14 protein-coding genes and 4 pseudogenes are annotated in these 14,812 nt (G+C 68.6%); 7 read left to right on the top strand and 11 right to left on the bottom strand.

The features are described from left to right. Positions 1-119 precede the first annotated feature (119 nt). On the bottom strand, positions 120-1,463 hold the full coding sequence (locus tag ACFV7R_RS34700) for an IS630 family transposase (protein ID WP_385270660.1): 1,344 nt from the start codon (positions 1,461-1,463) through the stop codon (positions 120-122). Positions 1,464-1,630: 167 nt separating this feature from the next. On the opposite strand from ACFV7R_RS34700, the pseudogene ACFV7R_RS34695 reads away from it, so the two are divergent. Continuing rightward, positions 1,631-2,043 (top strand): annotated as a pseudogene (locus ACFV7R_RS34695) (YhjD/YihY/BrkB family envelope integrity protein); the annotation flags it as partial. Between the two features lie 45 nt (positions 2,044-2,088). On the opposite strand, the gene ACFV7R_RS34690 reads toward ACFV7R_RS34695, so the two are convergent. The 4 genes from ACFV7R_RS34690 to ACFV7R_RS34675 are packed head-to-tail and all read right to left on the bottom strand — an operon-like array spanning position 2,089 to position 6,444. Then, complete coding sequence (locus ACFV7R_RS34690; protein ID WP_385270657.1) at positions 2,089-2,925, bottom strand: carbohydrate ABC transporter permease; 837 nt, start codon at positions 2,923-2,925, stop codon at positions 2,089-2,091. Beyond that, the gene (locus ACFV7R_RS34685) at positions 2,922-3,902 is read right to left on the bottom strand and encodes a carbohydrate ABC transporter permease (RefSeq protein ID WP_385270654.1); all 981 of its coding nucleotides are present in this window, start codon (positions 3,900-3,902) and stop codon (positions 2,922-2,924) included. Before ACFV7R_RS34685 ends, ACFV7R_RS34690 begins: the two co-directional genes overlap by 4 nt. 2 nt (positions 3,903-3,904) lie before the next feature. Then, complete coding sequence (locus ACFV7R_RS34680) at positions 3,905-5,206, bottom strand: ABC transporter substrate-binding protein (RefSeq protein ID WP_385270651.1); 1,302 nt, start codon at positions 5,204-5,206, stop codon at positions 3,905-3,907. A 17-nt stretch (positions 5,207-5,223) separates the two neighbouring features. Further along, positions 5,224-6,444, bottom strand: coding sequence for an aminotransferase class V-fold PLP-dependent enzyme (locus tag ACFV7R_RS34675; protein ID WP_385270648.1), 1,221 nt, complete (start codon positions 6,442-6,444; stop codon positions 5,224-5,226). 228 nt (positions 6,445-6,672) lie between these two features. Here ACFV7R_RS34675 and ACFV7R_RS34670 point away from each other — a divergent pair, with 228 nt between their 5' ends. Next, positions 6,673-7,374, top strand: a complete 702-nt coding sequence (locus ACFV7R_RS34670) for a FadR/GntR family transcriptional regulator (protein ID WP_385270645.1) — start codon at positions 6,673-6,675, stop codon at positions 7,372-7,374. A 51-nt stretch (positions 7,375-7,425) separates the two neighbouring features. Here ACFV7R_RS34670 and ACFV7R_RS34665 read toward each other — a convergent pair. Together ACFV7R_RS34665 and ACFV7R_RS34660 are read right to left on the bottom strand one after the other, a co-directional pair. After that, positions 7,426-7,599, bottom strand: a pseudogene (locus ACFV7R_RS34665) (DUF6003 family protein); the annotation flags it as partial. Between the two features lie 180 nt (positions 7,600-7,779). After that, complete coding sequence (locus ACFV7R_RS34660; RefSeq protein ID WP_385270643.1) at positions 7,780-8,124, bottom strand: hypothetical protein; 345 nt, start codon at positions 8,122-8,124, stop codon at positions 7,780-7,782. A 212-nt stretch (positions 8,125-8,336) separates the two neighbouring features. On the opposite strand from ACFV7R_RS34660, the gene ACFV7R_RS34655 reads away from it, so the two are divergent. Continuing rightward, the gene (locus ACFV7R_RS34655; RefSeq protein ID WP_385270640.1) at positions 8,337-9,077 is read left to right on the top strand and encodes an ROK family protein; all 741 of its coding nucleotides are present in this window, start codon (positions 8,337-8,339) and stop codon (positions 9,075-9,077) included. Positions 9,078-9,298: 221 nt separating this feature from the next. On the opposite strand, the gene ACFV7R_RS34650 is transcribed toward ACFV7R_RS34655, so the two are convergent. Continuing rightward, positions 9,299-10,183 (bottom strand): NAD(P)-dependent oxidoreductase, encoded by an 885-nt coding sequence (locus tag ACFV7R_RS34650; protein ID WP_385270637.1) that lies wholly within the window; start codon positions 10,181-10,183, stop codon positions 9,299-9,301. Positions 10,184-10,232: 49 nt separating this feature from the next. Between ACFV7R_RS34650 and ACFV7R_RS34645 the strand changes: the two genes are divergently transcribed. Then, the gene (locus tag ACFV7R_RS34645) at positions 10,233-10,640 is read left to right on the top strand and encodes a MerR family transcriptional regulator (RefSeq protein WP_385270634.1); all 408 of its coding nucleotides are present in this window, start codon (positions 10,233-10,235) and stop codon (positions 10,638-10,640) included. Between the two features lie 46 nt (positions 10,641-10,686). On the opposite strand, the gene ACFV7R_RS34640 is transcribed toward ACFV7R_RS34645, so the two are convergent. After that, positions 10,687-10,971 (bottom strand): hypothetical protein, encoded by a 285-nt coding sequence (locus ACFV7R_RS34640; RefSeq protein WP_385270631.1) that lies wholly within the window; start codon positions 10,969-10,971, stop codon positions 10,687-10,689. A 109-nt stretch (positions 10,972-11,080) separates the two neighbouring features. Between ACFV7R_RS34640 and ACFV7R_RS34635 the strand changes: the two are divergent. The 3 genes and pseudogenes from ACFV7R_RS34635 to ACFV7R_RS34625 all read left to right on the top strand — a co-directional run. Next, a pseudogene (locus tag ACFV7R_RS34635) lies at positions 11,081-11,449 on the top strand (transposase family protein); the annotation flags it as partial. A gap of 300 nt (positions 11,450-11,749) precedes the next feature. Continuing rightward, positions 11,750-12,226: a carboxymuconolactone decarboxylase family protein gene (locus ACFV7R_RS34630; RefSeq protein WP_385270628.1), complete on the top strand. Its 477-nt coding sequence runs from the start codon at positions 11,750-11,752 to the stop codon at positions 12,224-12,226. 196 nt (positions 12,227-12,422) lie between these two features. Next, complete coding sequence (locus ACFV7R_RS34625) at positions 12,423-13,268, top strand: alpha/beta fold hydrolase (RefSeq protein ID WP_385270625.1); 846 nt, start codon at positions 12,423-12,425, stop codon at positions 13,266-13,268. A gap of 191 nt (positions 13,269-13,459) precedes the next feature. Here the strand turns inward: ACFV7R_RS34625 and ACFV7R_RS34620 are convergent, their stop codons facing one another. Together ACFV7R_RS34620 and ACFV7R_RS34615 are read right to left on the bottom strand one after the other, a co-directional pair. Then, positions 13,460-14,263 (bottom strand): MerR family transcriptional regulator, encoded by an 804-nt coding sequence (locus ACFV7R_RS34620; protein WP_385270671.1) that lies wholly within the window; start codon positions 14,261-14,263, stop codon positions 13,460-13,462. Continuing rightward, positions 14,256-14,791, bottom strand: a pseudogene (locus tag ACFV7R_RS34615) (VOC family protein). Before ACFV7R_RS34615 ends, ACFV7R_RS34620 begins: the two are co-directional and overlap by 8 nt. Positions 14,792-14,812 lie beyond the last annotated feature (21 nt).

Genomic DNA, 14,812 nt, shown 5'->3' with positions numbered 1-14,812 from the left:
CTCAAGTCCCTCGCCGACTACCTCGGCAGGATCACCCCACCCAACAGCTGAAGCCGGAGATAATTAACCACGGGATTTCTGGCGCATCACACTAGTGTGATGCGCCCGAAATTCCGAGGCTAAGTCTGTTGCTGGCTATCGGTGGAGGAGGCGATTCTGGCGAGGTAGTCGGCGAGAGAGTTGAGGATCTCGTCGGCGGTCTTGGTCCAGGTGAAGGGTTTCGGGTCCTCGTTCCAGGTGTCGATCCAGGCTCGGATGTCGTCCTCCAGTGCTTTCACGGAGGTGTGGACGCCGCGGCGAATGAGTTTGTCGGTCAGCAGGCCGAACCACCGCTCGACCTGGTTGATCCAGGAGGAGCCGGTCGGGGTGAAGTGGACGTGGAAGCGTGGGTGCTTGCCCAGCCAGGTCCTGATCTCGGCGGTGTTGTGGGTGGCGTAGTTGTCACAGACCAGGTGGACGTCGAGTCCGCTCGGTACAGCCTTGTCTATGGCGGTCAGGAACTTCCTGAACTCCCGTGCTCGGTGGCGTCGGTGGAGCTCACCGATGACGGTGCCGTCGGCGATGTTGAAGGCGGCGAACAGACTGGTGATGCCGTGCCGCAGGTAGTCGTGGGTGCGCCGCTCGGGCATGCCCGGCATCATCGGCAGCACCGGCTGGGACCGGTCCAGCGCCTGGATCTGCGCCTTCTCGTCCACGCACAACACCACCGCCTTCTCAGGCGGGTTGTGATAGAGGCCGACGACGTCGACGACCTTGTCGACGAACTGCGGGTCGGTGGAGAGCTTGAAGGAGTCCTGCAGGTGCGGCTTGAGGTCGAACTTCTTCCAGATCCGCCCGATGGTGGACTTCGACAGCCCGGTACGAGCAGCCATCGAGGCACGCGACCAGTGGGTGTCCTTACCCGGCGTGGATTCCAAAGTCGCCACGACCACCTCCTCGACCTGGTCGAGGAGGATCGAGGGCGGCCGACCCGGCCGGGGCTCGTCATGCAGGCCGTCGAGGCGTTTGGCGATGAACCGGGCACGCCAACGGTCCACCGTCGACGTGTCAACTCCCAGATCCGCTGCGGCTTGCCTGTTCGTCCCGCCCTCCGCGCAACGCAGCACGATCCTCGCGCGCAACGCCAGATACTGAGCGGTCTTCGCCCGCCGAGCCCACCGGGTCAGCTGGGCCCGTTCGGCCTCGCTCAGGACCAGGTCGGCCTTCGGCCGGCCGATACGAGCGGCATCCTCAAGCCCGGCCAGCCGCTCAGCGGCGAACTTCCCGCGCCACTTTCTCACCGTCGCTACCGTTACACCGACCTCTGCCGCCACACGCGCATTCGGCGCCCCGTCCGCACACGCCAGCACGATGCGCGCCCGCTCTGCAAACCGGGGCGCCACCACCCCACTTGCCCAACGGGACAACTCCGCGCGCTCTTCAGCGGACAGGGCGACTTCAACAGCACGAGGACCCGGCGACATGACAACAGACTATCAACTTAGCCTCGGAATTTCGGGCGCATCACACTAGCGCCGCGGCAGGCAACGTTTGCCCGTCAAGGAGCGGCGTCGTGGGGGAGCGTGCTCTGGGGGTCCCCTCGGCCGGAGGCTGGGGGAGTGCCGGCCGGAAGCCCTCGTACTGGATGTACGGCGAGGCCGTGGGCGACGCGGTGGCGGAGTCCGCCGGCCGGGAGGGCGGCGGACCGCAGTGGTGGGGTGTGCTCGACATCCCCGTGGGGCTCGCGCTGGCCTGGGTGGCCTCCGCCGTGATCTTCCGCTGGTCGCCCCGCCGGGTCCAGCCGGGCTACACCTGGCTGGCGTTCGGCTCCGCCGTGCACCCCCTGCTGTGGGTGGCGGCCACCTGGCTCCTCGCCCTGTACGTCGAGGAGAGCGGTGCCTTCGGCGCCGTGTACGGGCCTCTGACCGCGTTCATCGCCCTGCTGCTGTGGGCCAACCTCACCGCCGTCGCCTCTTCCTCGGCATCGCGTTCGCCGCACAGCTCGAAGCCGCCCGCGCCGGCATCGAATCGCCGGTCCGGCCCGGCCCCGGAACAGGTGCGTGACGCCGGTCGCCAGCCGGGCTGCCGTTGCCATCAAGCTCCCGTGCTTCAGCCCTTCACCGCCCCCGAAGTGAGGCCCTGCACGATGTGGCGGCTGGCGAAGGCGAACAGGAGCATGGTGGGCAGGATGGTGAGCACGGCCGCCGCGGACATCGAGCCCCAATCGATGTTGAAGCTGGAGATGAAGCCGTTCAGCGCTGTGGGGACGGTCTTGTTGCTGTCGCTGTTCATGAGCGTCACCGACAGGAACAGCTCGTTCCAGCAGTTGACGAAGTTGAAGATGAACGCGGCGATGATGCCCGGGCGCATCACCGGCAGCAGGACCCGGAACAGCGCCGAGAACCGCGACAGGCCGTCGATCATGGCGGCCTCCTCCAGCGCGTCCGGGATGTTCTCGAAGAAGCCGCGCAGCATCACCGTGCAGAACGGGATGCACACCGCGATGTAGACGAGGATCAGGCCGAGGCGGTTGTCGACCAGCTTCAGGTCCGTCATCAGCAGGTACAGCGGTCCCAGCGCGATGAACGACGGGATCATCTGGGTGACCAACGCGGCCATCAGCAGAGCCGACTTGGTGCGGAACTTGAAGCGGGCCAGCACGTACGCCGAGAGCATCGAGATCGCCGTTGCCGTCGCACCGGCTACCGTGGAGACGACGAGGCTGTTGGTGAGATAGGTCCCGAAGTCGGCCGTGCCGAACAGGCCGCTGTAGTTCTCCAGCGAGAACCGCTCGGGCCAGTAGGCGAGCGGGAACTTGAAGATGTCGCCGGGTGCCTTGAGCGAGGTGACGGTGATCCAGTAGAGGGGGAAGACGGTGAAGAGCAGCCACACGCCGAGGAAGGTGAACTTTACGGCCCGGCCGGCCGTGGACTCCTTGCCGATCATTGCCGCACTCCTTTCTTCTCGCGCGTGGCCATGAGGAAGAACACCGCGAACACCAGCAGCGCGGCCACCACGAGGAGGCCGAGCGCGGAGGCCCTGCCGTAGTCGCCCTGCTGAGTGATCTTGATCATCCAGGTGGTCACGATGTGCGTCTCGTTGTTCGGCCCGCCACCGGTCATGCCGAAGATCAGGTCGGGGAAGTTGAAGATCCAGATCACCCGCAGCAGTACGGTCAGCGCCAGCGTGGTGCGGATGTACGGGATGGTGATCTGGAAGAGCGTGCGTGCCTTGCCCGCGCCGTCCAGCGCCGCCGCCTCGTAGAGCTCGTCGGGGATCGACTGGAGCGCGGCCAGGATCATGATCGCGAAGAAGGTGACGCCGTACCAGATGTTGGCGATGAGCACGGCCACCATCGCCGTCTTCGGATCCGCCAGCCAGGCGATCGGCTCGTCGATCAGACCGGCCTTCTGGAGCAGGTCGTTGACGACACCGAACTCGCTGTTGAACAGCCAGCGGAACAGGATGCCGATGAGGAATCCGGAGATCGCCCAGGGAAAGAAGATCAACGCCTGGTACAGGCCGCGGAAGCGGAAGCGGCGGCGCAGCCACAGCGCGAGCGCGAAGCCGATCACCAGCTGGGGCACGATCGAACCGAACACCCAGATCGCGCTGTTGCCGAGGACGGTGCCCCAGGCCGGGTCGGCGAAGACGTCGCTGAAGTTCTTGAGCCCGACCCAGGAGGTGTCGGTCAGGTCGGTCAACTTCCAGTTGCGGAAGGCCATCTGACCGCCCGCGATCATGGGGTAGTACGTGAAGACCGCCACGAAGACCGCGGCCGGCGCCATGAACGCGGCGATCTGAAGACCGCGCCGGGTGGTGAACTCCCGTCGCCGGCCCCCGCGGGGGAGACCCTGCTTGTGCGAGGTCTCCCCACTGCCCGGCGCCTTCGTCTTCGTCGCCGTTGTGGACGTGACGGACATGTCTACTGCTCCTGCTGCCACTTCTCGGTCCAGTACGCGTCCCAGCCCGCGACCAGCTCCTTGGGCGTCGTCTTGCCGAGGATGAGCTTCTGCACGTCGGCGTCCGCCTTCTGCTGCCACTCGGCCCACCAGGTGACGCCGCGCGGCTGGGTGACGACCAGGTACTTGTCCGGCTGCTCGGTCATCGTGACGTAGCTCGACCAGGGGCCGGTCTTGTAGAAGGGGTCGCTGGTCGCGGACTTGAGGATGGGCACCAGGCTGTTCTTCTTGGTGAACGTCGTCGACGCCTCGCCCTGCGAGAGGAACTCGACCAGCTTGACGGCCTCGGCCTTGTGCTTGCTGCCCTGGGCGACACCCCACCCGGCGGTGGCCAGCGGCTGCACGGTCTTGCCGCCGGGCCCGGCCACGAGCGGCGCGGTGCCCCACTGGTCCTTCGAGATGGACTTGGACTCCGAGACCGTGGCGATCACTTCGGGGTCCTGGAGCAGGAACGCCGTGGAGCCGTTGGAGAACGCCTCGACCATCTCCGGGTAGCCCCAGGCGACGGACGACTTGGGGGAGGCCTGCTTGAAGAGCTTGAGGTAGTTCTCCATGGCCTCCTCCGCCTCGGGGGTGGCGAAGATCGTACGGCCGTCCTTGAGTTTGAAGCCGTTCGCCGGGTCGACCTGGTCGGCGAGGTAGGCCTCGATGGCGGCGGTGGCGTTGCTGTTGGAGTTGGCGCCGCCGCGGAAGGCGTAGCCGTATCGGCGCTGGGCCGGGTCGTGGATGGCGGAGGCCTGCTCCACCAGTTCCGCCCAGGTGGCCGGCGGCTTGCTGAAGCCCGCCTCCTTGATCAGGTCGGTGCGGTAGAAGAGGCTCAGGCCGTAGAAGCCGTACGGCACGAAGTACGTCTTGCCCTTGGCGTCCTTCGAGGCGTTGACGGCGTTCTCCGTCATCGCCTCCCAGCCCTTCCAGCCGTCGAGGTCCTTCTTCATGTCGTAGAGCCAGCCGTTGTTCGACCAGGGCCCGACGGTGATGTCCCGGACCTCCAGGACATCCACCCCGCTGCCGGACTGGAGCATCTGCTGGAGCTTCTGGTCGGCCTGCTCGGTGGGCGGGGAGACCAGGTTGACCTTGACCTTGGGGTTCTGCTGCTCGAAGTCGGCTATGAGGTCCTTGAGCAGGTCGCTGCGGGTCGGGTTCGTCAGGCTCTCGACCATGTTGAGGGTGACTGTTCCGCTCGCCTCGGGGCTCATGGTGGAACAGCCGGTCAGGACCATCGCGGCGGCGGTGCCGAGCGCGAGAGTTGCCGTCCTTCTTCTCATTGTGCTGACCTCTTCCTTCAGTTTTCTCGTGCCCACTGGCCGAGGACGGGGACGCATTTCTCGGCGAAGTACTCGTAGTCGGCGGCGGTGTTGTAGACGTGGGCGGACAGGCGCATGTAGCCGATGCCGTCGAAGCTGGTGAAGGCCGCCTCCACGCCCAGTTCGAGAGCCACCCGGTCGCGCAGTGCGTCGGCCTCGACGCGGTCGGCGGCGAGTCCGTCCGGGAGGCGCACCAGGCGCATGCCGGGGACGGGCATGCCGACGTCGACCGCGCTGTCCGCGCCGGTCGGTTCGGCGAGCGCGCTGCCGATGACACGGGCGCCGTAGTCGGCCAGATCGTCCATGTAGCGGCGGGCGGCGTGCCAGCCCCAGGTGCGCTCGACGAACGCCAGGGACGTCGGCGCGGCGAGGTAGGCGGTGGCGTCGACGGTGCCCTGCTGGTCGAAGCGGTCCGGGAACGGATCGGCCGCGGCCCAGGAGTCGATGAGGGGGTAGAGCCGGTCGCGCAGGGGGCCGCGGGCGACCAGCGCCGCGGTGCCGCGCGGGGCGCAGCCCCACTTGTGCAGGTTGCCGGTCCAGACGTCGTAGGTGGCGTCGGCGAGCGGCTCGGCGAGCAGTCCGGGCGCGTGTGCGCCGTCGACGAGGACGGGGATGCCGCGCCGACGGGCCTCCGCCCCGATGCGCTCCACCGGGAACCGACGTGCGGTCGCCGAGGTGATCTGGTCGACGACGACCAGCTCGGTGGCGTCGCACAGTTCGGCGACCACGGCCTCGTACGCCTGGTCCGCGTCCGCGTCCAGCGGCACCCGGGCGGTACGGACCCGGCCGCCGTAGCGCCGTGCCAGCCGCTCGGCCCCCATCGTCACCGCCCCGTAGCCGTGGTCGGTGACGACGATCTCCCCGCCGGGACGCAGGGTGAGGGCGGCGTAGACGACACTCGCGCCGGCGCTGGCGTTCGGCACGAGGGCGAGGTCCCCGGCACTGACGCGCAGGAAGTCGGCGAGCTCGACACGGGCGGCGGCGAGCCGCTGGGGGAGCGCCGGGAACCACACCACGGGTGAGCGTTCCATCTCCACGCGCAGCAGTTCCTGCCGGTCCTGAGCCACCAGCGGAACCGCTCCGAAGGAGCCGTGGTTCAGGTGCTTGAGGGCAGGATCCAGCGACCACGCCCGGTCGGCGGGCCGGCCGTCCGCCAGCAGCAGAGGGCGCGGTGCGGTGGTCACCTCGGTCTCGCTCACAGGACTCCACATCTGGGCAGGGCGGGTCCACGGAAGATCGGAATCCGCCGGACACGTTTGATGACTCGGCATCCTGCACCACCTGTCTCGGCGGAAACAAGGGTCGTACAGTGAAAGTCATCAGATGACTTACGTGTGACATGCATCCGGCACATCTGGCACTCGCTACAGTGCTCCAAGGGGACGGCGGCCTGATCGCCGGCCCGCCAGGGGAGGAAGAGGGGACGGATGTCCGCAGTCGAGAAGGCGTTCCACGGCCTACGGCACATGATCGGGACGGGACGCCTCGGTCCGGGCGAGCGCATTCCGCCCGAGGGCGAGCTCTGCGAGGAACTGGGCGTCTCGCGCGGGTCACTGCGCGAGGCCGTACGGATGCTCGCGGCCCTGGGCGTCATCGAGCCGCGGCACGGCTCGGGCACGTACGTCTCACAACTGAGGCCCGAAGACGTGATCGGCAGCCTCTCCCTGACCCTCGAACTCCTCCCGCTCTCGGGCCTGTTGGAGGTCTACGAGATCCGGCGCGTCCTGGAGGCCCACGTGGCCGCCCAGGCGGCGGCGCGCTGTACACCGGAGACCGTGCGCACGCTGTTCTCCCTCATCGAGGACATGGAGGCCACGAACGACCCCACCGAGGCCTCCGAGCTGGACCACCGCTTCCACGCGGAGATCGCCCGTGTGGGTGGCAACCCGACCCTGGCCTCGCTCCTGGCGGTCTTCCGCGCCCGCTCCCGCAAGTACCAGGTCTTCACCCTGCCCGAAGGCCCCGACCTGCGCAGAAAGAGTGACGACGACCACCGCGTCCTGGCCACCGCCATCGCCGACCGCGATCCCGTCGCCGCGGCCGGCGCGGCACAGGCGCATGTCGCGCAGACGGAGCGGTGGCTGCGGGCGTTCATGCCGCCGGTGGAGGAGGCCGACGCCACGGATTGACGAGCGGGGGCTGTGCGGACTTTCTGGTGTGTCGAGACGTCCGTCGCGTGGTCAGCGGCCTGCCGCGGCAGTCACCGTCGCGGGGTCCACCCCGGTCAGTTCGACCACGCGGTGCGGTGGCACCCCGGCGGCCAAGGCCCGCCCGATCAGGCCGTCACGGGCATCCGCGGTGTCGCGGTAGGCGAGCAGGTGCTCCTCGATCCGGGCGAGCGGCTTGGGCGCCGTGTGGAGCGGGATGGACCTCCCATTACCCCGTCGAGCCCGGATTACCGCAGGATCACCGTGGCGAGTGAACGCCGCCGGGTCCAGCCAGGTGCATCAGCATGAAGCGCGCGTGGACGAGCCGGAACCCGCCGAAAGAGGCGATGCTGCCGGCCGTACGCCTCGCTCGCAGTCCGGCGGTCCCTACAGTTCCTCGCCCGGGACGGGCAGGTACGTCTCGCGCAGCATGGTCAGCACCGGGTGTTCGATCGCCATGGGCGTGTCGTCGATGGTCGAGATCGCTCGGACGCCGATCGAGGTGTTCGTCGCGAAGGCGACCGGCATGGCCTTGGCCTCTGCGAGCGTGACGGGCGCGACCTTGAACTCAGTGCGCTGCTGGAGCAGCGCCGCGGTCACGTCGGGCAGCACGGGGCACGGTGCGGGCGAGCTCACCCTCACCGGGCTTGTGCGGGCCAGTGAGGTCTCCCGGCCCACCGTGGAGGAGATCGTCGCCGAGCTCGCGGCGCAGGGGCTGGCCGAGGAGGTCACGGCGGATCCGGAGGCGCCGCGACCGGTCGGGCGGTCGGCCAAGCGGTACCGGTTCCGGGCCGAGGCGGGGTGTGTGGCGGGCGTGGACATCGGACCGCACAAGGTGCTGTGCCTGGTGTCCGACCTGCGGGGCGATACCGTCGGCAGCGCGCGGGCCGACGTACGGCCCGAGATGAGCGCCGCGGAACGCCTGGGCGTTCCGCGGCGGGGTGATGAAGGAGGCGACGGGCGGACGCGAGGTGCGAGTGCTCGGGGTCGGGACGACCGGCATCGTCGCCGACGGCAAGGTGGTCCGCAGCGACCGGCTGCCAGACTGGCAAGGGGTGGACCTGGCGGCAGAGCTGGGGGACGGGCGGACGTATCCGGTGCTCGCCGGGAACGACACCAACCTGGCGACGCTGGCCGAATACTGGCGGGGAGCGGCGCGTGGCACGGGTGACGTCGTCTATCTGCCGGTCGGACGGTCCATATCGGTCGGCCTGCTGCTCGGCGGCACGCTGCACAAGGGCCGTCACGGCGGGGCGGGCGAGATAGGTGTCCTCGGGTCGCTGGGCTGGTACACGGCTTTCGACCGGTTTCTCTCCCACGGCCGGTCCGGTTCCGTCCCGGCGGGTGCGGCGGCCGAGCGGGTATTCGAGGCGGCCCGCGGGGGAGATGCGGAGGCCACGGACGTCGTCCGGGCGTTCGTCGCGGACCTCGCGACCGGTGTCGCGGCGACCGTACTCACGGTCGACCCCGAGCTGGTCGTCATCGGCGGCGGGCTATCCCGCGCAGGCGATCTGCTCGCGGAGCCCCTGCGCGCGGCACTGTCACGCCTGTGCCTCTTCCCCGTCCAGGTCGAGACGTCCGTCCTCGGCGACGAGGCGGTGGCCCTCGGCGCGGTCCGCCTGGGCCTCGACCACGTCGAAAGGGACCTCTTCGGTGTCCCGACGGTGACCGACGTCCCGTCATGAGGAAAATGCGTAGCGATCCCTGAGCCCGCCGGCAGGCGGCGACTGCCGGACTTCCGTGATTCTCCACACAAGTCCGGCTGGAGCATCAGGGCGGGACCGGAGAGATATGGCAGCCGTCGCCGCGCCGGGGGCGTTTCTTTCGGATCACCTTGCCGTCCGGACGAGGATGGCTGCGAGGCGCGCACGTGGTCAGAGGGGCTGGAGCCCGGTGTCGGGATCGGTCAGTCGTCGCGGGGCTTGCCGAACTCTTCGATCAGCACGGGATACTGTTCCCCACCGTGTCCGGCGGCGAGCGAGCGATCGGCCATCGCCTTGATCAACTTCGGCAGTTCGGCGTTGACACCCACCGCCTCGCTCTCCTCGACCAGGTGCGCCATCGCCCGTGCGTCGGTCTCCAGGGCCGACACCTCGGCCGGGAAGGAGCCGCTGTCGATCTGCTCGGCATATCCCGGCAGCCATGCGGCCACACCGGCAGCGATCTGCTGCGCGAACGGCGCATACGTTGCCGCGTCAACACCGGCCGTCCTGAGCAGGGCAGTGCCCTGGAGCCAGGCGTTCAGGACGCTCCACATCATGGCCAGTCCGGCCACGTCGTACAGGGACGCCAGCCCATGGTCCGCGCCGAGGTAGGTGACAGTACCGAGCGCGGCGAGTGTTGACTTGTGTGCCTCGAAGTCCGACTGCGGCCCGCTGTGCAGGATCATCGCCTCGGCGGTCCCGATCGCCGACGGGATGGCCATGATGGCGCCGTCCAGGTAATGGGCGCCGCGCTGCTCGGCCCATTGGGAGGCTTCCCGGGCCTGGGCCGAGGCGCCCGAGGTCAGATTGATCAACATCGTGCCGCCCAGCTCGACATCGCTCGCGCCGAACAGCTCGTGCATGGCCTGGTAGTCGGTAACGCAGATGATCGTCAGGGAACCGGCCTTGACCGCGTCGCCAACCGTCGGCGCCAGTTGTGCACCCTCGGCCACCAACTGGTCGGCCTTGGAGGTCGTACGGTTCCACACGGTTGTGGGATGCCCGGCCTTCAGGAACGCGCCGGCGAGTGCCTGGCCCATCAGTCCGAGTCCGATGACTGTCACGGGTGTATCGGGGCTGTTGTTCATGGCAGCATCGTCAACGTTGATACCGGTGTGAAGGTCAAGCGGGGGTTCGATGCGGATCGGGGAACTGAGTCGCCGGACGGGCGTCAACGCCCATCAGCTGCGCTACTACGAGGCCCAGGGCCTGCTGGAGGCGGACCGCGGCGCGAACGGTTACCGCGAGTACGACGAGAACGCCGTGCTGCGGGTGAAGCAGATCCGGCACCTGCTTGGCGCCGGTCTGTCCTCCGAGGACATCGCGTACCTGCTGCCCTGTGCGGTCGGAGAGGCCCCAGAGCTGCCCGGGTGTCCCGAGTTGCTGGCCGCGATGCGGTCACGGCTGCGGCGACTGGACGATCAGATGGACAGGCTCGCTCAATCCCGCGAGGCTCTTGCCGACTACATCGATGCGGCCGAGCGAATGGGCAACGAGAGCTATCCACCCTTTGACGATGCCAACCTGGAGCCCGTCCCCGCCTGAGCAGCCGGGGTGCCCCGTCTTGCGGAACCGTCTCGACCTCATCTTCTCAGGTCAGGAGCATTCTCGCTGGTGCTGCGCTTGGCTTCGGGCGGTCGGCAGGCCCTGGTCTCCAAGGGCCCCGGCGGCGCCCGATGCAAAGCTCGGTCCATGGCCAGGCGGCGACGACCAGCGCGATGAACGCGATGCCCAGAGAGAGGGTGCTGCCGAAGGCGACACCTGCGCGGGCGAGAGCTGTGGGAATGCTCGAGCTGTCCCAGCGGGCCAGGGCAGCGGCGGTGATGCCGGCGGCCAGGGCCAGGGACAGCACAATGGAAAGCAGGATCAGCACCACCGTGCTTCGGTCGGGGATACGCGTAACGCCACCTGGAGTTCGGACTGTTGGATCGGCTACGGGTTCACGTCCTCCCGGGTGAGTCGCGTATTTTGGCTGGTCACAGCCGGTGGTGACCGACCCGGCCGGACGGCTGCTGTGGATCTCGCCCGCACTGCCCGGCCGTGCCCACGGCCTCACCGCGGCCCGCACCCACCGGATCATCCGGATCTGTGCACGCCAAGGCATCCCGATCCTCGCCGACCGCGCCTGCCTGGGAGCCGGCCCGTGAGTGACGACACCCCTCAGACGCCCACCGGGCCGCGGCCTCACGCCACCCCAGCGAACCGTCAACCCCGCGCTGTCCGCCGCACGGGCACCGGTCGAGCGCGGCGTCGCACGACTGAAGTCGTGGCGGATCTTCCGCAGGGCCCGGTGCAGCCCGAATCGAATGTCGTCAATCTCCGCCGCCGTCCTCACCCTGGAGCGGCAACGCTGAAAAGGCTCAGTGAACAAGTGCTGTCCGTTCTCGTGAACAAAGCCAGCCGGGCCCACCTGCCGGCCTGGAAAGCACTCACCGGTTGAAGTCGGCGCGCCCCGCGGTGGCCCGGCCCTCGAGACTCCACCGGCCGGCGGAGGCGCTCGACGCGGCCTCGCGGCCTTCCCGTGGGCGTGCTGGTATGGGCGCAAAGACGGGAGCTTCCCGGACCGGCCTGTCGGTACCGTCGTCGCCTTCGCCTCCCGGCGGGAACGGCGGGACGGCGGGACGACCGTACTCTCCGGAGAGGAGACACCGCGGATGAGTGAGGTGCCGATCCACACCACCAGGCTGAACCCCACAGCCAACGAATCGCTCATGGCCGTCGCCCGCGCCGGCGCCGCCGCTTTCGGTTACACCGCCGAGCTCGGGCTGGACGGTCGGCTGGCCCAGTTGCTGCGACTGCGCGTGGCTCAGATCAACAACTGCACCTACTGCCTCGACGTCCACTACGGCGCCGCCCGGAGGATCGGTATCCCCCAAGCGAAGATCGACTTTCTCACCGCATGGTGGGAGACGCGGCTGTTCAGCGATGCCGAGCGGGCCGCGCTGGAGTACGCCGAAGCCCTCACCCGCGCCTCCGACACCACGGTTACGCAGGCGTTCCAGCAGTACCACGACAAACTGGCCGCCCACTTCGACGAGACCGCGATGCTGGAGATCGTCGCGGTGGTCATCAACATGAACATCTGGACTCGGCTCAAGCTCGCCGAGGGCGCCATGCCCTCTCCCGACTAGCGCGTGTCTCTTTGAGGAGTTGGTCAGTTGATCGGATGTGTCGGTCCGCTCAGTGATCACTGATGCGATGTGGGACCGGAACGAGCCGCTGATGCCGGCCGACCCGGTCCGCGGCCGGCGGTGGGCCGACCGCCGTCGCACCTTGGAAAGTTGCTCAGGCGGCTCTTGGGTCAAGGTCACGGGAGACGATATGAGGGTGGAGCTGCGTCGAGCCGATGGCGGGGTGATCGCGGTTGAGGTGGTGGGGGAGCCGGACGCGTCTGCGGTGCTGTTCTGTCACGGGTTGGCCGACTCCCGGCTGGCCGCGTACGGCTTCGCGGGTGCGGCCCACGCGCTTGGACTGCGCTTCATCGCCCCGGATCGCCCCGGCATCGGCGGCACCGACGCCCGTCGCCTGTCGCGGGTCGTGGACTGGGCTGCGGAAGCCACTCTGGTCCTGGATGCGTTGGATGTCGGCTCGGTGGCGCTGCTCGGCGTCTCGGGCGGCGGGGCGTTCGCGGCCGCCTGCGCGTCCGAGTTGCCTGACCGCGTCCGCAGCCTGCTGCTCATCGCGCCCCTTGGCCCGCCTGCCTGGCCCACCGGCGGGATGGCGGCCGGGCAGCGCGCGTCCTTGCAGATCGCCCGGCACGCTCCGGCCTTCGGTGGCTGGTTTCTGGGCCGCCTGGCCACGCTGGCGCGCCGGGCACCAGGGCTGTTCCTTCGCCTGGCGACCAGTGAGATGCCCGCCGACGACCGGCGTGCCCTGGCCCGGTCGGACGTGCGCGCGGCGTTCCTGACCAACTACCTGCGCGCGTTCCACCGCGGCAGCTGGGGAGTCGGGCAGGATCTGCGCGTGCTGACCCGGCCCTGGGGTTTCGACCTCGAGTCGATCAGGGTGCCCACGTCGATCCACCACGGGGACGCCGACACCACCGTCCCGCTCCAGCACGCCCGCCGCTTCGCCGCGGCGATACCGGGCGCACGCCTTCACATCCATCCCGGCCAAGGCCACTTCTCGATCCTCACCGCACCCGAGCAGACACTGGCGACACTCGCCGCATAGCCGGTCGAGGTCGCCGCCGGAGATCACGGCGACGACGCGTCCGGTGGGCAACCGGGCCGCGTGGAACCGGTCGACCACAGCCGCCTTCCGTGAGAGGTCAGGCAGGCGTTTGCGTGAGTCAGGAGAACCTCCGGGTTCGTGAAGGCGTCGGACGCCCCCACGGGTGCAGGCTTCCCTTCCGGGCCCACGCTCTACTGCCAGGTCGCGGTGTCGGGGTCGATGCTGTGGGCGCGCGCGCTGGCGTCGATGATTCGACGGAACCACGTGGCAAGGCCGGCGCGGATGCCGTCGTAGTGGGCAGCGAATCCCGGATCGGCCTCGTACTTGCGGCCGAGACAGACCTGCATCTGCCTGGTGAGGGGAAAGTACGAAGCAAAAACTTCGCGGTGCCGCTCGACGAGTTGATTCGCTTCCGGGCTACCGGGTGTGACGCCGGCGTCCATCGCATCCCCGAGGGCGCGTTCGAAGTCGGCCATGGCGTCGGTGATGGCCTGCCATTCCTCTGGATCGCGAGAGGCCGATCGTTCGGCGTACTGCCGCCATTGCGTCGTGTCTCCGTAGTGCTGACGGGCTTGGGCGGGCCCGTCCGGGTTCCACTGGGGGCCGAAGATCGCGGTCTGCTGTTCGACGGTCAGCAGCAGGCCGCGCTCGTGGGCGTCGATCATCCGGTCCAGTCCGGCGCTGAGTTGCTGGAGGCGGTCGATCCGTTCGGCAACCTGTTTGCGCTGCGTGCGCAAGGCGTCGGGCACGTCTGCGGTCGAGTCGTCCAGGATGGCCCGGATCCTGTCCAGGCCGAGACCGAGCTCACGGTAGACGACGATGCGGTGCAGGCGTTCCAGATCAGCGGCGGTGTAGAGCCGGTATCCGGCAGCCGTGCGCAGTGACGGTCGCGCCAGACCGATCTCGTCCCAGTGGTGCAGCGCGCGGACTGTCACGCCCAGACCTGTCGAGGCCTGACCGACGGTCAGGCCATCGGCGTCAGTGGCATCAGGCATGCTTCTCATTGTCGCCGCGACCGACGCCCGGTGCGGTGATTCCGATGGCTTCAAGGTTCCGCGCCTCCTGACCGGCCGGGTCAAAGGGCTTCGCCGCGGTGAAGACGATCCGTGCGTTCTCGGGGGTGATCACCTCCACATCGCGGGTGTTCCAGGGCGTTCCCGTGGGCCGTCGACCCAGTCCGGGCGTAGCGCACGACAGGCCTCGACAAGGGAATCGACCTGGCTCAGCACGCACGCGAAACTGAAGCTCGTCGCCGGTGGCTGCTCCGGAACGCTCTCCGCCGAGACGAGGAGTACGTCCTGGAACGCCCAGCGGCGCAGATGCACAAGTGTGCCGGGGATGCTGAACAACTCGAAGAACCCGAGCCCGCGGCTCCAGAAGTCCACCGACGCCGCCAGATCGCTCGTGGGGATGGTCACGAACGCAGGCATTCCATAGATGCCGCGGAACGGCTCCGGCGGAACCGCATCCGGGCCGGGAGCGGGCACGGGACTCATCTCGAACGCGTTGTAGTGGTCGCTCATGCACATCACCCTGCAGCCTCC

The sequence above is a fragment of the Streptomyces sp. NPDC059866 genome (assembly GCF_042731325.1).
Taxonomy (GTDB): domain Bacteria; phylum Actinomycetota; class Actinomycetes; order Streptomycetales; family Streptomycetaceae; genus Streptomyces; species Streptomyces flavusporus.
This window is presented reverse-complemented; position numbering and strand designations above follow the sequence as displayed.